This window comes from Streptomyces sp. NPDC003247, assembly GCF_042888135.1.
GTDB lineage: Bacteria > Actinomycetota > Actinomycetes > Streptomycetales > Streptomycetaceae > Streptomyces.
The window spans coordinates 73,460-89,266 of the sequence record NZ_JBIAPF010000013.1 but is presented as its reverse complement, the minus strand read 5'-3'; the positions used below and the strand labels follow the sequence as shown (position 1 = coordinate 89,266).

The window sequence follows — 15,807 nt, the reverse complement described above, 5'->3', positions numbered from 1 at the left end:
CCCCGTCCCCACGAGCGCCCCGCCCCGGCGCGCGTTCCCCCGTACGCGCCGGGGCGGGGCATTTCTTTGCCCGCCCGCCATCCGCCTGTTGGTCACCCTCTTTGTTCCGGGTGGGAACAATGTGTACCGTCAGCCTGTCCACGGGGCGGTCGGTCGGCTGTCGGCGGCCCCGGGACGGTTAGGCTCTAGTCGCAAGGCCACATCAAGGGATCAACAAGGGCCGCCCGCGGCCCACGTGCCCCGCACAACCAGCGTCACATCCCATGAAGGAGATGCTCGTGCCGTCCATCGACGTCGTCGTAGCCCGGGAAATCCTGGACTCCCGAGGCAACCCCACGGTCGAGGTCGAGGTCGGCCTCGACGACGGCAGCACGGGTCGTGCCGCCGTCCCGTCCGGCGCCTCCACCGGCGCCTTCGAGGCCATCGAGCTCCGCGACGGTGACCCGAACCGCTACCAGGGCAAGGGCGTCGAGAAGGCCGTCCTCGCCGTCATCGAGCAGATCGGCCCGGAGCTGGTCGGCTACGACGCCACCGAGCAGCGCCTGATCGACCAGGCGATGTTCGACCTGGACGCCACCGACAACAAGGGCTCCCTCGGCGCCAACGCCATCCTCGGCGTCTCCCTCGCCGTCGCCCACGCCGCCTCCGAGGCCAGCGACCTGCCCCTCTTCCGCTACCTGGGCGGCCCGAACGCGCACCTGCTGCCGGTGCCGATGATGAACATCCTGAACGGCGGCTCGCACGCCGACTCCAACGTGGACATCCAGGAGTTCATGATCGCCCCCATCGGCGCGGAGTCCTTCTCCGAGGCCCTGCGCTGGGGCACCGAGGTCTACCACACCCTGAAGAAGGTCCTGAAGAGCAAGGGCCTGTCCACCGGCCTCGGCGACGAGGGCGGCTTCGCCCCGAACCTCGGCTCCAACCGCGAGGCCCTCGACCTCATCCTCGAGGCGATCAAGGAGGCCGGCTACACCCCCGGCGAGCAGATCGCCCTGGCGCTCGACGTCGCCGCGTCCGAGTTCTACAAGGACGGCTCCTACACCTTCGAGGGCAAGGAGCGCACGGCCGCCGAGATGACCGAGTACTACGCCGAGCTCGTCGCGGCGTACCCGCTCGTCTCCATCGAGGACCCGCTGTTCGAGGACGACTGGGAGGGCTGGAAGACCATCACCGCCAAGCTCGGTGACAAGGTCCAGCTCGTCGGCGACGACCTGTTCGTCACCAACCCCGAGCGCCTCGCCCGCGGTATCGAGGAGGGCGCCGCCAACGCGCTGCTCGTGAAGGTGAACCAGATCGGTTCGCTCACCGAGACCCTCGACGCCGTCGAGCTGGCCCAGCGCAACGGCTTCAAGTGCATGATGTCCCACCGCTCCGGCGAGACCGAGGACGTCACCATCGCCGACCTGGCCGTCGCCACCAACTGCGGCCAGATCAAGACCGGCGCCCCGGCCCGCTCCGAGCGCGTCGCCAAGTACAACCAGCTGCTGCGCATCGAGGAGATCCTCGACGACGCCGCGGTGTACGCCGGCCGCAGCGCCTTCCCGCGCTTCCGCGAGGTCTCCAAGGGCTGACCCGCCCCCGGGTGAGGCTCAGCCAGTCGTACGTACGTCCCCGTACTCGGTCCCGTACCGTGTCCGGGGACGTACGCACGTGTGAGACGGGAGGCGGGGACAGGTGGCCGTGAAGGACCGGGACCGTTTCTCGACCGCGACCAGGATCCGGCTGCTCGGTGAGCAGACGGCGGCCCGCGTCTACCGTTCCCAGACCAAACGGCAGGCCCGCCGCTCGCGCCTCACCGGCCGCGCGGCGCTGCTCGCGCTCGTGCTGTGCTCGATGATCGTCGCCCTGGCCTACCCCATGCGGCAGTACGTCTCGCAGCGCGCCGACATCGCCGATCTGGAGCGCGAGAAGGAACAGGCCAGGCAACGGGTGGAAGAACTGCGTGACCTCAAGGCACGCTGGCAGGACGACGCGTACGCCGAGCAGCAGATCCGGGAGCGGCTGCACTACGTCATGCCGGGCGAGACCGGCTTCATCGTCATCGACCCGGCCGCCGCCCGGCAGACCCGCGCCGACCTGGGGGCCGCCGACCGCCCCTGGTACGCGAACGTCTGGGACGGCGTCGACCGGTCCGACGCCTCCGACCAGTGACCCGTGAGGTCTTGCGGGACCCCACGGGGCTCGACCCGACACGAGACCGCGCCGGGCTCGACCCGACACGAGACCGCGCCGGGCCCGACCCGTGAGACCGCGGAGCTCGCTCCCTGAGATCCCAGAGCCGAACCCCAGAGCCGATAGAAAGACAGGCATGAAAACGCCCCCGCCGCCCACTCCGCGCACCGAGCCCACCGACGCGGACGTCGAGGCCTTCCAGCAGCAGCTCGGGCGCCCGCCCCGCGGCCTGCGCGCGATCGCGCACCGCTGCCCCTGCGGCCAGCCGGACGTCGTGGAGACGGCCCCCCGCCTCCCCGACGGCACGCCGTTCCCGACGCTGTACTACCTGACGTGCCCCAAGGCCTCCTCCGCCATCGGCACCCTGGAGGCCAACGGCGTCATGAAGGAGATGACGGCCCGCCTGGAGACCGACCCGGAGCTGGCCGCCGCCTACCGCGCCGCCCACGAGGACTACGTCCGGCGCCGGGACGAGATCGAGGAGCTGAAGGGCTTCCCCAGCGCGGGCGGCATGCCGGACCGGGTCAAGTGCCTGCACGTCCTGGTCGCCCACTCCCTGGCGGCCGGCCCCGGGGTCAACCCCCTGGGCGACGAGGCGCTGGAGATGCTGCCGGAGTGGTGGCGCAAGGGGCCGTGCGTGGTGCCGTCGGGACCGCCCTCCGGGGAGGGGTGGCAGGTGGAGGCCGGCGACTCCGGCTGGTTCGCCTTCAAGCCCGCAGAGTCCGCCGAGTCCGACGAGCCCGTCAAGCCCGCCGAGTCCGACGAGCCCGTAGAGCCCGCCGAGTCCGTGGAGTCCGTCGAGTCCGAGGAGGACGAGAAGTGACCCGGGTCGCCGCCGTCGACTGCGGCACGAACTCCATCCGTCTCCTCGTCGCCGACGCGGACCCGTCGACCGGTGAACTGGTCGAGCTGGACCGCCGGATGACGATCGTCCGCCTGGGCCAGGGCGTCGACCGCACCGGGCGGCTCGCGCCCGAGGCACTGGAGCGGACCTTCGCGGCCTGCCGGGAGTACGCGGCCGTCATCAAGCGGTACGGCGCCGAACGGCTGCGCTTCGTCGCCACCTCCGCCTCCCGGGACGCCGAGAACCGGGACGACTTCGTCCGCGGGGTGCTGGACATCCTGGGCGTGGAACCGGAGGTCATCTCCGGCGACCAGGAGGCGGAGTTCTCCTTCACCGGCGCGACCAAGGAACTGTCGGGCCGGGACGACCTCGCCCGCCCCTACCTGGTCGTGGACATCGGGGGCGGCTCCACGGAGTTCGTCGTCGGCGACGACCACGTCCGCGCGGCCCGCTCGGTCGACGTCGGCTGCGTCCGGATGACCGAGCGCCACCTGGTGCACGAGGGCACGGTGAGCGACCCGCCCACGGCGGAGCAGATCGCGGCGATGCGCGCCGACATCGAGCACGCCCTGGACGTCGCGGAGCGGACCGTGCCGCTGCGCGAGGCACACACGCTGGTCGGCCTGGCGGGCTCGGTGACCACGGTCTCGGCGATCGCGCAGGAACTGCCGGAGTACGACTCCGCGGCCATCCACCACTCCCGTGTCTCCCGGGAGCGGGTCCGCGAGATCACAGAGTGGCTGCTGCGCTCCACGCACGCAGAGCGCGCCGCGGTGCCCTCGATGCACCCGGGCCGGGTGGACGTGATCGCCGCGGGCGCCCTCGTCCTGCTCTCGATCATGGAGCGGACGGGCGCCGAGGAGGTCGTCGTGAGCGAGCACGACATCCTCGACGGCATAGCGTGGTCGGTGGCCTGACCCCCTCGCCCGGCCCCCGCGACGACCCCGCGCGACCCCGCGCCGACCCCGCGCCGACCCCGCGACGGCCCTTCCCGGCACTCTCCTGAGCAGTACGAACACCGTATGAGCGCGTCGGAAGGGCCGTCCGGGGCCCTTCGGCGACACCCCGTCGGAAAACTTCGTGAAGTTCTTCACAAGGAATTCGGCCCCGTCGGAGGACACGCGCCCCCCAGTTGACCCTTCTGGGGCCCCTGAGCCCGTGTGAACGTGTTCAAAAGAGGCGCGCGCGGACGTTTCGCGGAGCCCGGGGCGGAGGTGTTTCGAAGGCCTCACGCGAGCCCGCGCGGCCCGGAGAGGCAGCTCACGCGGCATTGACAACGCCCCGCCCTACACGCGGGTTCCCCTTTCGCGCCATGACCTGGGTCACGCGGATCGCGGAGGATAGCACACCCTATGTTGTTGCTTGTGAAGGGGCGCACGAGCGACCCCCCTGAGGCGGGTGGATACTCGATGGCATGAGCACCACGGAGCGTCCCAGGATCCTCGTAGTAGGCGGTGGGTACGTAGGCCTGTACGCGGCTCGGCGCATCCAGAAGAAGATGCGCTACGGCGAGGCGACCGTCACGGTCGTCGACCCCCGGTCGTACATGACCTACCAGCCCTTCCTCCCCGAAACCGCCGCCGGCAACATCTCCCCGCGCCACGTCGTCGTCCCGCTGCGACGCGTGCTGCCCAAGGCGGAGGTCCTCACCGGCCGGGTCACCACCATCGACCAGGACCGCAAGGTCGCCACGATCGCCCCGCTGGTCGGCGAGGCGTACGAGCTGCCCTTCGACTACCTGGTCGTCGCGCTCGGCGCGGTCTCCCGCACCTTCCCGATCCCCGGCCTCGCCGAACAGGGCATCGGCATGAAGGGCATCGAGGAGGCCATCGGTCTGCGCAACCACGTCCTCGAGCAGCTCGACAAGGCCGACTCCACCACCGACGAGGAGATCCGCCGCAAGGCGCTCACCTTCGTCTTCATCGGTGGCGGCTTCGCGGGCGCGGAGACCATCGGCGAGGTCGAGGACCTGGCCCGCGACGCGGCCAAGTACTACAAGAACGTGTCCCGCGAGGACATGCGCTTCATCCTGGTCGACGCCGCCGACAAGATCCTCCCCGAGGTCGGCCCCAAGCTGGGCCAGTACGGCAAGCAGCACCTGGAGAGCCGCGGCGTGGAGATCTACCTCTCCACCTCCATGGACTCCTGCGTCGACGGCCACGTCGTGCTGAAGAACGGCCTCGAGGTCGACTCCAACACGATCGTCTGGACGGCGGGCGTCAAGCCGAACCCGGCCCTCGCCCGTTACGGCCTGCCCCTCGGCCCGCGCGGCCACATCGACTGCGCCCCGACCCTCCAGGTCCAGGGCACGGACTACATCTGGGCCGCCGGCGACAACGCGCAGGTCCCCGACCTCGCCGCCCGCAAGGCCGGTGTGGAGAACGCCTGGTGCCCGCCGAACGCGCAGCACGCGCTGCGTCAGGCCAAGGTCCTCGGCGACAACGTGATCTCCGGCATGCGGGGCTTCCCGCAGAAGGAGTACGCGCACGCCAACAAGGGCGCGGTGGCCGGCCTCGGCCTCCACAAGGGCGTCGCGATGATCGTCATGGGCAAGATGAAGATCAAGCTCAAGGGCCGGCTGGCGTGGTACATGCACCGCGGCTACCACGGCCTGGCGATGCCGACGTGGAACCGCAAGATCCGCGTCTTCGCCGACTGGACGCTCGGCATGTTCCTCAAGCGTGAGGTCGTCGCCCTCGGCGCCCTGGAGTCCCCGCGCGAGGAGTTCTACGAGGCCGCCAAGCCGGCCCCGGTCGCCGCCAAGCCGGTCTCCGGCAAGACGGAGGAGAAGGCGAAGGCCTCCTGACCTCCGCTCACCGAACGCCCCGAAGGGGCCGCCCGCCATCCGTGGTGCGGGCGGCCCCTTCGGCGTTCCCCCGGATGGTTTGCCCAGTCATGACACGCGTGGGGGACTGCGACGGGCCCCCTCAGGTGTTTACGTGGTGTCAGGACTTTCCGGGATCACTCCCACGGAGGTGTGCACCATGGCTGACGCCGCGTCGCGGCTCCATGCCCTCGTCGAACAGTTGCTGGCCGCCCCCTTCCCGGTCCGCGTCCGGGCCTGGGACGGTTCGCAGGCGGGTCCGCCCGACGCGCCGACCCTGGTCGTACGCAACCGCCGGGCCCTGCGCCGCCTCCTGTTCAAACCCGGCGAACTGGGCCTGGCCCGCGCCTGGGTGGCCGGCGACCTGGACATCGAGGGCGACCTCTACACCACCCTCGGCCTCCTCTCCGGCCTCATCTGGGAACGCGGCGACGACGCCCGTACCCTCTCCGAGGCGCTGCGCGACCCCCGCTTCCGCTCGGCGGTCCGCGGTCTGCTGAAGCTCGCCGGCCCGCCGCTGCCTCCCGCCCCGCCCCGCGAGGAGGTCCGCCGCGCCCGCCATCTGCACACCCGCCGCACCGACAGACGCGCCATCAGCCACCACTACGACGTCGGCAACGACTTCTACGAACTCGTCCTGGGCCCGTCCATGGTGTACTCCTGCGCCTACTGGGAGTCCCCCGACAGCACCCTGGAGGCCGCCCAGCGCGACAAGCTCGAACTGGTCTGCCGCAAGCTCGCCCTGGCCCCGGGGCAGCGCCTGCTGGACGTCGGCTGCGGCTGGGGCTCGATGGCCGTCCACGCGGCCCGCGAGCACGGCGTGCACGTCGTCGGCATCACGCTCTCCCAGGAGCAGGCGACGTACGCCCGCAAGCGGGTCGCGGACGCCGGCCTCACCGACCGGGTCGAGATCCGCGTCCAGGACTACCGCGACGTCACCGACGGGCCCTACGACGCGATCTCGTCCATCGGCATGGCCGAGCACGTCGGCGCCGAACGCTACCTGGAGTACGCGAACGCCCTGTACGCCCTGCTCCGGCCGGGCGGCCGGCTGCTCAACCACCAGATCGCCCGCCGCCCCCAGCGCGACGAGTCCGACTACCACGTGGACGAGTTCATCGACGCGTACGTCTTCCCGGACGGCGAACTCGCCCCCGTGGGCACCACGGTCACCCAGCTGGAGCGCGCGGGCTTCGAGGTCCGCGACGTGGAGTCGATCCGCGAGCACTACGCCCTCACCCTGCGCCGGTGGGTCGACCGTCTGGAGGCCGACCGGGCGCGGGCGGCGCGGCTCACCTCGCCCGGCCGCGCCCGGGTCTGGCGCCTGTACATGGCGGCCTCCGCCCTCGCCTTCGAACGCAACCGCATCGGCGTCAACCAGGTCCTGGCCGTCCGCACCCCGGACACCGGCACCTCCGGGCTGCCGCTGCGCGCCCGCACCTGGAACTGAACCGGCCCCGACGACGAAGGGCCCCGGCACGCCACCGCGCACCGGGGCCCCGCCGCCCTGCGGTCACTCGGACTTGATCGCCGCCAGCATGTTCAGCCGGGCCGCCCGCCGCGCCGGCCACAGCGCCGCGAGCACGCCCACCCCGGCGGCCAGCACCAGGAACAGCGCCATCCGCCCCCACGGCACGACGAGTTCGTACGTCGCCATCTTCGTGCCGAGCAGTTCGCCGGCCGCCCAGCCGAAGAACACGCCGAGCCCGATGCCGAGCACCCCGCCGAAGAGGGAGATCACCAGCGACTCCAGGCGCACCATCCGCTTGACCGCCCTGCGGTCCAGGCCGATGGCCCGCAGCATGCCGATCTCCTGGGAGCGCTCGAACACCGACATCGCCAGGGTGTTGATGACCCCGAGCACCGCGACGATCACCGCCATCGCGAGCAGGCCGTAGAGCATGTTCAGCATCAGCGTGAAGATCTGCGAGATCTGGTCGGAGAGGTCCTGCTTGCTCTGGACCCTGATGGCCGGGTTGGAGCCGAGGGCCTTCTCCAGCTCGTCCTGCGTCGCGTCCGACACACCGCCGGACGTCTTGACCATGACCTGCATGTCGGCCGGGTCGTCCTGGTGCGGGGCGAGGGCCGTGTTGTCGAGCATGATGCCCCGGATCATCTGGTTGCCCTGGTAGACCCCGGCGACGGTCAGCCGCTGCTTCTGCCCGTCCTCGTACGTCACCGTGAACGCGGAGCCGGCCTTCCAGCCGTGCGACGCGGCGGTGTCGCCGTCCACGACGACCCGCGCGCCGCCGACCTCGAAGGAACCGTCGTCGACCGTGAGGTCGGTCAGCTCGCCGATGGCGGAGCCGGTGACGCCGGTGAGGTACTCGGTCTTCCCGTCGATGCGCGCGGGGGCGTTGCGCAGCGGGCTGGAGGCGGTCACCCCGGCGGTGGAGCTCAGCTTCTTCTCGACGTCGGGGGAGAGGGCGTTGCCGTTGGCCATCGACACCACGTAGTCGGCCTCGATCGCCGCGGACGCCATCTTGTCGATGGACGTCTGGAGGCTGCCCGCCATCACCGTCATGCCGGTGATCAGGGTCAGGCCGATCATCAGCGCGGAGGCCGTGGCCGCCGTACGGCGCGGGTTGCGCACCGAGTTCTGCCGGGCCAGCTTGCCGGACACCCCGAAGACGCGCAGCACGGGCGCGGCGGCCGCGATCAGCGGGCGGGACAGCAGCGGGGTCAGCACGAACACGCCGATGATGAGCAGGACCGCGCCGAGCCCCATGGGGGCCTGGCCGTCGGAGCCGTCCATCGTCGTGGCGGTCAGGACGACCGCGACACCGGCGGCCGAGAACAGGGCGCCGAGGGTGTTGCGCAGGACCATCGACCTGGTGGACGCCGTGGCGTGCACGCTGCTCATCGCGGCGACCGGCGGGATCTTCGCGGCCCGGCGGCCCGGCAGCCAGGCCGCCAGCACGGTGATGACGACGCCGACGAGGAGGGCGGCCGCGACCGTGCCGGGCGAGACCACCAGCGGCCCGTCCGGGATCGTCGCTCCCAGGGTGCCCACCAGGGCGCGCAGCCCGGCGCCGATGCCGATGCCCGCGACCAGACCGGCCACCCCGGCGACCGCGCCGACCGCGAACGCCTCGATCAGCACCGACCGGGTGACCTGCCGGCGGGAGGCGCCGACCGCGCGCAGCAGCGCCAGTTCCTTGGTGCGCTGGGCGACCAGCATGGTGAAGGTGTTGGCGATGATGAAGGTGCCGACGAACAGCGCGATGCCGGCGAAGACCAGCAGGACCTGCTTCAGCCCGCTCGTCGAGGCGGCGATCGTCTCCGCCTGGTCGTCGGCGAGCTGCGTGCCGGTGGTGGTCTCGACGCGGTCCTCGGACAGCGCCTTGTCCAGCGCGGCCTTCAGCGCGGCCTGCGAGGTGCCGGCGGCGGCCTTCACGTCGATCTCGTCGTACGCGCCGGTCTTGCCGAACAGCTGCTGGGCGGTGGCGGTGTCGAACAGGGCGAGGCTGCCACCGGCGGCGACGTTGCCGTCGTCGGTGGTGAAGATGCCGGTGATCTTCGGGGTCAGTACGGGACCGTCCACCGACAGGCGCACGGTGTCGCCGACCTCGTAGCCGGCCCGCCGGGCGGTCTCGGAGTCGATGGCGACCTCGTTCGCGCCGTGCGGGGCGCTGCCCTCCTCCAGCGGGTACCGGGGGTCCTCGGTCCCCCAGTAGTTGCCGCCCTGGGACTGGAAGCCGCCGCCGACGAGCTTGCCGTCCTTGTCGGCGAGGGCGGTGAAGCCGGTGACGACGCCCACGGCGGACGCGGCGCCCGGCACCTCGGCGCTCCGCTCGCGCAGGTCCTCGGTCAGCTCGGGCGTCCGGCCGATGCGGTCGCCGGTGTCCTCGGGGGTCTCGGCGGTCACGGCGACGTCGACCTGGTCGAAGCCCTTGGCGGAGCTGTTCTGGAGGGCGTTGGAGAGGGTGTTGGTGAAGACCAGGGTCCCCGACACGAAGGCCACGCCGAGCATCACGGCGAGCACGGTCATCAGGAGCCGGGCCTTGTGCGCGAGGACGTTGCGCAAGGCAGTGCGGAACATGGGGTTCTTCTCTTCTCGGTCCGGTCTTCTCAGCCCGGTCTTCTCGGACCGGTCTTGTCGGTCCGGTGTGTGGGGCCGGTGGTCCTGACGGGGGATCAGCTGGTGCGGCCCTTGGCGTCGAACTGCTTCATGCGGTCCAGCACCGTCTCCGCGGTCGGCCCGTTCAGCTCGTCGACGATCCGGCCGTCCGCGAGGAACACCACCCGGTCCGCGTAGGCGGCGGCCACCGGGTCGTGGGTCACCATCACCACCGTCTGCCCCAGTTCCCGTACGGAGTTGCGCAGGAAGCCCAGCACCTCGGCGCCCGAGCGGGAGTCGAGGTTGCCGGTCGGCTCGTCGCCGAAGATGATGTCCGGCCGGGACGCCAGCGCGCGGGCGACGGCGACGCGCTGCTGCTGGCCGCCGGAGAGCTGCGAGGGCCGGTGGCCGAGCCGGCCGGCCAGCCCGACCATCCCGATCACGGTGTCCAGCCACTCCTTGTCCGCCTTGCGGCCGGCGATGTCCATCGGGAGGGTGATGTTCTCCAGGGCGGTCAGCGTGGGCAGCAGGTTGAACGCCTGGAAGATGAAGCCGATCTTGTCGCGGCGCAACTTGGTGAGCTGCTTGTCCTTCAGGGAGCCCAGCTCGGTGTCGCCGATCCGCACGGAGCCGGAGGAGAAGGTGTCCAGGCCGGCGACGCAGTGCATCAGCGTCGACTTGCCGGAGCCGGACGGGCCCATGATCGCGGTGAACTCGGCCTGCCGGAAGTCGACGGAGACCCGGTCGAGGGCGACCACCTGGGTCTCGCCCTGTCCGTAGATCTTGGACAGGTCCGTGGCGCGTGCGGCCACGGCGGTGGTCCGGTCGGCGAGGGAGGTGGTGGGCACGGGGTGACTCCTGTCGGGGGGACGTCGTTGCACTGGGGGACGTGAACCATCGTCCCGGCGGTCCGCCGCCGTGTAGTCAGCCGTTGTTCCGGTTCCGGGGACAGACTGGGGTCGGACCGCGGAGTGCCCGTGTCATACCAGGGGATGAGACCCGTCCCTGAGACGCCGTCCGGTGGTGAAAACGTCGAGAACCGGTGGAGCACCCTCGTTCGGGCGGTGAAATTCCGTCATTCCGCATGCGCGGCCACCCGCCGCGCGCGAGCCTACTGGCAAGTGCGGATGGCCTGCTCCCTGGCCTGATGCACCCTCAGACGCCAATAAAATAAGACAACATCGGGCTGCTCTTCCGCTGTTCGGGGGACGCGTCCCGATAGGCTCAGGACTTCGATGCGGGGCCCATGGCCTGCCCGGATGGTGGAATGCAGACACGGCGAGCTTAAACCTCGCTGCCCCTCGCGGGCGTACCGGTTCGAGTCCGGTTCCGGGCACCTCCCACGCCTCCCTCCTCGCCCCCCTCCTTGCCTCCGGGGCACGCTCTCCCGTTGCCTCCGGGGCACGCCCTCCGCGACCGGAGGGCGATGCGGTCCGACGGTGGTGCGCATCGGAGCCCCCCTCCAGGTCGCCCGCCCGGAGCGGATCGCCTCCTCCCGGGCCGCCGGGACCGACCTGGCCGAGGCGTACACGGGCTTCCCGATCGGCTGACGCGGGCGGGTGATCTCCGGGCTGACGCGGGCGGGTGATCTCCGGCAGGTTCCGGGCGTGTACCGGGTCGGTCATGAATGGATCCGCCCGGTGCCGGGAATCAGCGATCCACGTAGCGTGTTGCGCAGCACGACGAGGGAAAGATCCTCCCCAAGCACTAGGGTCAATCCTTTGCCTACCTATTACTCTTGATGCCAAGGCCGCGCTGTGTGGCCATGGAGGAGTGAAATGAGGAGCAGAAACCCGGTCTTCTCGCGACGGGGGTTCAGCCGCGACAACGGCTACGCGGGCTTCAACGCCGCGCCGCAGGCCGGGGGACCCGCTGTCGGCACGCAGCAGGGCAACCCTTACGCCCAGCCGGCCGGCAACCCTTACGCGCAGAACCCTTACGCCCAGCAGGACGTGCAGTACGGCGCCCCGCAGGCCCCGGTCACCACCGCCGGTGCGATGACCATGGACGACGTGGTCGCGCGCACCGCGACGACGCTCGGCACCGTGGTCCTGACCGCCGTCCTGTCGTGGCTGCTGCTGCCCGTCGACGAGGCCAACCTCAACAAGTCGTACGGCATCGCGGTCGGTGCCGGTCTGGTCGCGATGGTGCTGGCGCTCGTCCAGTCCTTCAAGCGCCGCCCGTCGCCCGCGCTGATCCTGGCGTACGCCGCCCTCGAGGGCGTCTTCCTCGGCGTCATCTCCAGCGCGGTGTCCACGTACATCGCGGACGGGGTCGTCGCCCAGGCCGTCCTCGGCACCATGGCGGTCTTCGCCGGCGTGCTCGTGGCGTACAAGGCGGGCTGGATCCGCGTCAACCGCCGCTTCTACGGCTTCGTCATGGCGGCCGCGCTCGGCTTCGTCCTGCTGATGGCCGTGAACCTGCTGTTCACCGTCTTCGGCGGCGGCGACGGCCTCGGCTTCCGCAGCGGCGCCCTCGGCATCGTCTTCGGGGTCATCGGCATCATCCTCGGTGCCTGCTTCCTCGCCCTGGACTTCAAGCAGGTCGAGGACGGCGTGGCCTACGGCGCGCCCCGCGAGGAGGCCTGGCTCGCCGCCTTCGGCCTCACCCTGACGCTGGTGTGGATCTACATGGAGTTCCTGCGACTCCTGTCCATCCTGAACAGCAGCGACTGACGCGCACAGCAGCGACCGACGCTGACGCGACCGGCTCGCCGCCGGCACAAGGGCCCCGGGTCTTCCCGGGGCCCTTCGCCGTGTGCCGCGTGTGTCCGTGTCCTGTCCGGGACGGGGTGCCGTGGGCGCGCTAGCGCAACTTGCGCGCGGCCCTCCTCAGGTCGTACTCGTGGATGATCGCCTTGGCGTGGCCGTACGCGAGGTCGTACTCGTGGCGCAGCCAGCTGACCTTCTCCTCGAAGCGGAGAGCGGGGCCTTCGTCGACGGTGCGCAGCCAGTCGGAGACCTCACGACCGGTGCAGTGGGGGATACGAGCCAGCAGGTTGCGATGGGTCTCCGCGGAGAAGACTTGGGACATCGGCGCCTCCGAACGCAATGGGCTGTAAGCCGGTCCTTCAGGTCACCGTGCCTGAGCGTTCGCCCGTTGGCAACAGTGCGGGTACGGCGCGTACGCTCACCGCGTGGTGGATACGACGTCTCTCTCCCGTGCGGTGGACCACTTCGCCGACCGTCTGCGGGCGGCGCCCCAGAGCCGGCTCCAGCGAGGGGCCGCCGCCGAGGCCCTGGAACTGGCCCGGGAGCTGGCCCGGTGGGCGCAGCGCATCGAGGAGCCCGGAACCGAGCCCCGGCAGATGCCCGACGCCGGGATGTTCGCGGCCGCCGACCAGATCACCGTCGCCGGGCACGACCTGGAGGTCGTCCTGCGGAGCGCGGACGAGGTCGCCGAGGCGGTCGCCCTCGTCGAGGAGGCGCAGAAGCGCGCGGGCGTCTGACGCCCGGCCCCTACAGGCTCGCGATGACCCGGTCCGCCAGGATGTAGACGTTCTCCTCGCCGCAGGCGAAGGTCAGCGTGTAGGCGCCCGAGATGCCCGATCCACCCAGCAGGTACGGGGTCTCACCGGCGGTCAGGGCCGCGGCCAGGCGCTCGGCGGTCTCGCGGTGGCCCGGGGTCATGCACAAGGTGGTGCCGTCGGCGAAGACATAGACGTCCAGGGTGCCCAGCGGGCCCGGGCGGACGTCGGTCAGTCCGGTACGGGAGGCGGCGAGCTCCTCCAGGGCGGTCACCGTGCGTTCGTGGTCGTCGACGACCGGGGACTGGACGGGGACGAAGTCCGGGTGCGAGGGGTGGCGTCGGCGGGCCGCGGCCAGTTCGGCGGACTCCCCGGCGAACTCCTCGGTGTCCGCGGGCGGCTCGGTCACCGGCTCCAGCGGTTCCAGGCCCGCGAAGTCGGCCGGGCGGGGCAGGAACAGCTCGCTGTCCGACAGGCCCAGCAGGGACGGCGCGTCGGCGGCGTCACGGGACTCCTGGGCCGCCCAGAAGGCGCGCGCCTCGGCCAGCTCCCGCTCCCGCTCCTCGGCCAGCGCCGCGGCCACCGCGGCACGTATCTCGTCGGTGTCGGCCGTGGTGCGGGCGGCCGGGACGAACACGGGCGTCCCGACGGCGCGGGTCCCGGTGAGCTCGGCGCGCAGACCTGCGATCTGGCGGCGCAACTGCACGAGGGTGCGCAGGACGGCGACGCCCACGGCACCGGTGGCGGCCGTGGTGACCAGCAGGGCGATCGGCATGGCGCTCACTGACGTACTCCCGGTTCAAGGTCGACCCCCGACTTCCTACATCAGCTTGAAGGGCGGACTATCGAGCTGTCAGTGCGTAACGTCACGAAACGGACAGAATTTTCGGGTCGGGGTGTGTCGGCGGATCGGCTCTGACCTGGGCGAATCCCCACCGCGGGGGAGATAGGTCACATCCTGGGGGAGATTGGATCACGAAACGGCCCGGAGTCCGGGTGGGTCCCGGACTCCGGGCCAACGGCTCACGGCGCGTGCCCCGGCGGCTACCCAGGGGTCAACGGCTCGGCCGCCGGGCGGATCAGCTGAGGCGCTCGATCACCATCGCCATGCCCTGGCCGCCGCCGACGCACATCGTCTCCAGGCCGAACTGCTTGTCGTGGAACTGGAGGGAGTTGATGAGCGTGCCGGTGATCCGGGCGCCGGTCATGCCGAAGGGGTGGCCGACGGCGATGGCGCCGCCGTTGACGTTCAGCTTGTCGAGGTCGATGCCGAGGTCGCGGTAGGAGGGGATCACCTGCGCGGCGAACGCCTCGTTGATCTCGACCAGGTCGATGTCGTCGACGGTGAGGCCGGCGCGCCGCAGGGCCTGCTTGCTCGCCTCGACCGGGCCGAGGCCCATGATCTCGGGGGAGAGGCCGGAGACGCCGGTCGACACGATCCGGGCCAGCGGGGTCAGACCGAGCTCGCGGGCCTTGGTGTCGCTCATGATGACGAGCGCGGCGGCGCCGTCGTTGAGCGGGCAGCAGTTGCCGGCGGTGACCATGCCGTCGGGCCGGAAGACCGGCTTGAGGCCCGCCACGCCCTCCAGGGTGACGCCGGCGCGCGGGCCGTCGTCCTTGCTGACGACCGTGCCGTCGGGCGTCGTGACCGGGGTGATCTCGCGCTCCCAGAAGCCGTTCTTGAGGGCTTCCTCGGCGAGGTTCTGGGAGCGGACGCCGAACTCGTCCATGTCCTGGCGGGTGACGCCCTTGAGGCGGGCGAGGTTCTCGGCGGTCTGGCCCATCGCGATGTACGCGTCCGGGACGAGGCCGTCCTCGCGCGGGTCGTGCCAGGTGGTGCCCTCCTGCTGGGCGACGGCGGCCGTGCGGGCCTCGGCCTCGGCGAAGAGCGGGTTGTGCGTGTCCGGGAGGCCGTCGGAGCTGCCCTTGCCGAACCGGGAGACCGTCTCCACGCCGGCCGAGATGAAGACGTCGCCCTCGCCGGCCTTGATCGCGTGCAGGGCCATGCGGCTGGTCTGGAGGGACGAGGAGCAGTAGCGGGTGACGGTACAGCCGGGCAGGTGGTCCATGCCCATCTGTACGGCGACGATCCTGCCGAGGTTGTGGCCCTGCTCGCCGCCGGGGAGGCCGCAGCCGAGCATCAGGTCGTCGATGTCCCTCGGGTCCAGCTCGGGGACCTTGGCGAGGGCGGCCTGGATGATCGTGGCGGTCAGGTCGTCCGGGCGCAGGTCCTTGAGGGAGCCCTTGCCGGCGCGGCCGATGGGGGAGCGGGCGGTCGAGACGATGACGGCTTCGGGCATCACGGCTCCAGGGACGTCGAGGGTACGGAGAACTTCCGGCACGGCTGTCTGGGAAGTTACCTGTACGTATGGTCAGGGTCACGGGCGCGGCGGTGTGACCCTGGCCGCACTTTCTAAGCGCTTGCTTGGGTCGCTCGGAGG

General features: G+C 71.1%; 13 protein-coding genes and 1 tRNA gene. 9 read left to right on the top strand and 5 right to left on the bottom strand.

Annotated features, from left to right (window positions below):
• Nucleotides 1-278: 278 nt before the first annotated feature.
• From eno to ACFYWQ_RS34750, 6 genes are all read left to right on the top strand, one after another.
• The gene (gene eno, locus ACFYWQ_RS34775) at nt 279-1,571 is read left to right on the top strand and encodes a phosphopyruvate hydratase (RefSeq protein WP_389522396.1); all 1,293 of its coding nucleotides are present in this window, start codon (nt 279-281) and stop codon (nt 1,569-1,571) included.
• Nucleotides 1,572-1,674: 103 nt separating this feature from the next.
• Complete coding sequence (locus tag ACFYWQ_RS34770) at nt 1,675-2,151, top strand: septum formation initiator family protein (RefSeq protein WP_389522175.1); 477 nt, start codon at nt 1,675-1,677, stop codon at nt 2,149-2,151.
• Between the two features lie 157 nt (nt 2,152-2,308).
• Nucleotides 2,309-2,995 (top strand): DUF501 domain-containing protein, encoded by a 687-nt coding sequence (locus ACFYWQ_RS34765; protein WP_389522173.1) that lies wholly within the window; start codon nt 2,309-2,311, stop codon nt 2,993-2,995.
• Complete coding sequence (locus ACFYWQ_RS34760) at nt 2,992-3,933, top strand: exopolyphosphatase (protein ID WP_389522171.1); 942 nt, start codon at nt 2,992-2,994, stop codon at nt 3,931-3,933. Before ACFYWQ_RS34765 ends, ACFYWQ_RS34760 begins: the two co-directional genes overlap by 4 nt.
• A gap of 497 nt (nt 3,934-4,430) precedes the next feature.
• Nucleotides 4,431-5,822: an NAD(P)/FAD-dependent oxidoreductase gene (locus tag ACFYWQ_RS34755; RefSeq protein ID WP_385069343.1), complete on the top strand. Its 1,392-nt coding sequence runs from the start codon at nt 4,431-4,433 to the stop codon at nt 5,820-5,822.
• 178 nt (nt 5,823-6,000) lie between these two features.
• A complete protein-coding gene (locus ACFYWQ_RS34750; RefSeq protein WP_389522169.1) occupies nt 6,001-7,290 on the top strand; it encodes a class I SAM-dependent methyltransferase in 1,290 nt (429 codons plus the stop codon).
• Between the two features lie 63 nt (nt 7,291-7,353).
• Here the strand turns inward: ACFYWQ_RS34750 and ACFYWQ_RS34745 are convergent, their stop codons facing one another.
• Nucleotides 7,354-9,882 carry an ABC transporter permease gene (locus ACFYWQ_RS34745; RefSeq protein WP_389522166.1) on the bottom strand — a complete coding sequence of 843 codons (2,529 nt, stop codon included), beginning with the start codon at nt 9,880-9,882 and terminating at the stop codon, nt 7,354-7,356.
• Between the two features lie 95 nt (nt 9,883-9,977).
• The gene (locus tag ACFYWQ_RS34740; RefSeq protein WP_389522164.1) at nt 9,978-10,748 is read right to left on the bottom strand and encodes an ABC transporter ATP-binding protein; all 771 of its coding nucleotides are present in this window, start codon (nt 10,746-10,748) and stop codon (nt 9,978-9,980) included.
• A 405-nt stretch (nt 10,749-11,153) separates the two neighbouring features.
• On the opposite strand from ACFYWQ_RS34740, the gene ACFYWQ_RS34735 reads away from it, so the two are divergent.
• Nucleotides 11,154-11,236, top strand: a tRNA-Leu gene (locus tag ACFYWQ_RS34735).
• A gap of 442 nt (nt 11,237-11,678) precedes the next feature.
• Nucleotides 11,679-12,575, top strand: coding sequence for a Bax inhibitor-1/YccA family protein (locus ACFYWQ_RS34730; RefSeq protein ID WP_389522162.1), 897 nt, complete (start codon nt 11,679-11,681; stop codon nt 12,573-12,575).
• A 130-nt stretch (nt 12,576-12,705) separates the two neighbouring features.
• Here the strand turns inward: ACFYWQ_RS34730 and ACFYWQ_RS34725 are convergent, their stop codons facing one another.
• Nucleotides 12,706-12,933 (bottom strand): DUF4287 domain-containing protein, encoded by a 228-nt coding sequence (locus ACFYWQ_RS34725; RefSeq protein WP_389522160.1) that lies wholly within the window; start codon nt 12,931-12,933, stop codon nt 12,706-12,708.
• Between the two features lie 103 nt (nt 12,934-13,036).
• Here ACFYWQ_RS34725 and ACFYWQ_RS34720 point away from each other — a divergent pair, with 103 nt between their 5' ends.
• On the top strand, nt 13,037-13,348 hold the full coding sequence (locus ACFYWQ_RS34720) for a hypothetical protein (protein WP_389522158.1): 312 nt from the start codon (nt 13,037-13,039) through the stop codon (nt 13,346-13,348).
• Between the two features lie 10 nt (nt 13,349-13,358).
• Here ACFYWQ_RS34720 and ACFYWQ_RS34715 read toward each other — a convergent pair whose 3' ends face one another.
• Together ACFYWQ_RS34715 and ACFYWQ_RS34710 are read right to left on the bottom strand one after the other, a co-directional pair.
• Nucleotides 13,359-14,141 carry a hypothetical protein gene (locus ACFYWQ_RS34715; protein ID WP_389522395.1) on the bottom strand — a complete coding sequence of 261 codons (783 nt, stop codon included), beginning with the start codon at nt 14,139-14,141 and terminating at the stop codon, nt 13,359-13,361.
• A 304-nt stretch (nt 14,142-14,445) separates the two neighbouring features.
• Complete coding sequence (locus ACFYWQ_RS34710; RefSeq protein WP_389522156.1) at nt 14,446-15,666, bottom strand: acetyl-CoA C-acetyltransferase; 1,221 nt, start codon at nt 15,664-15,666, stop codon at nt 14,446-14,448.
• Between the last annotated feature and the right edge of the window lie 141 nt (nt 15,667-15,807).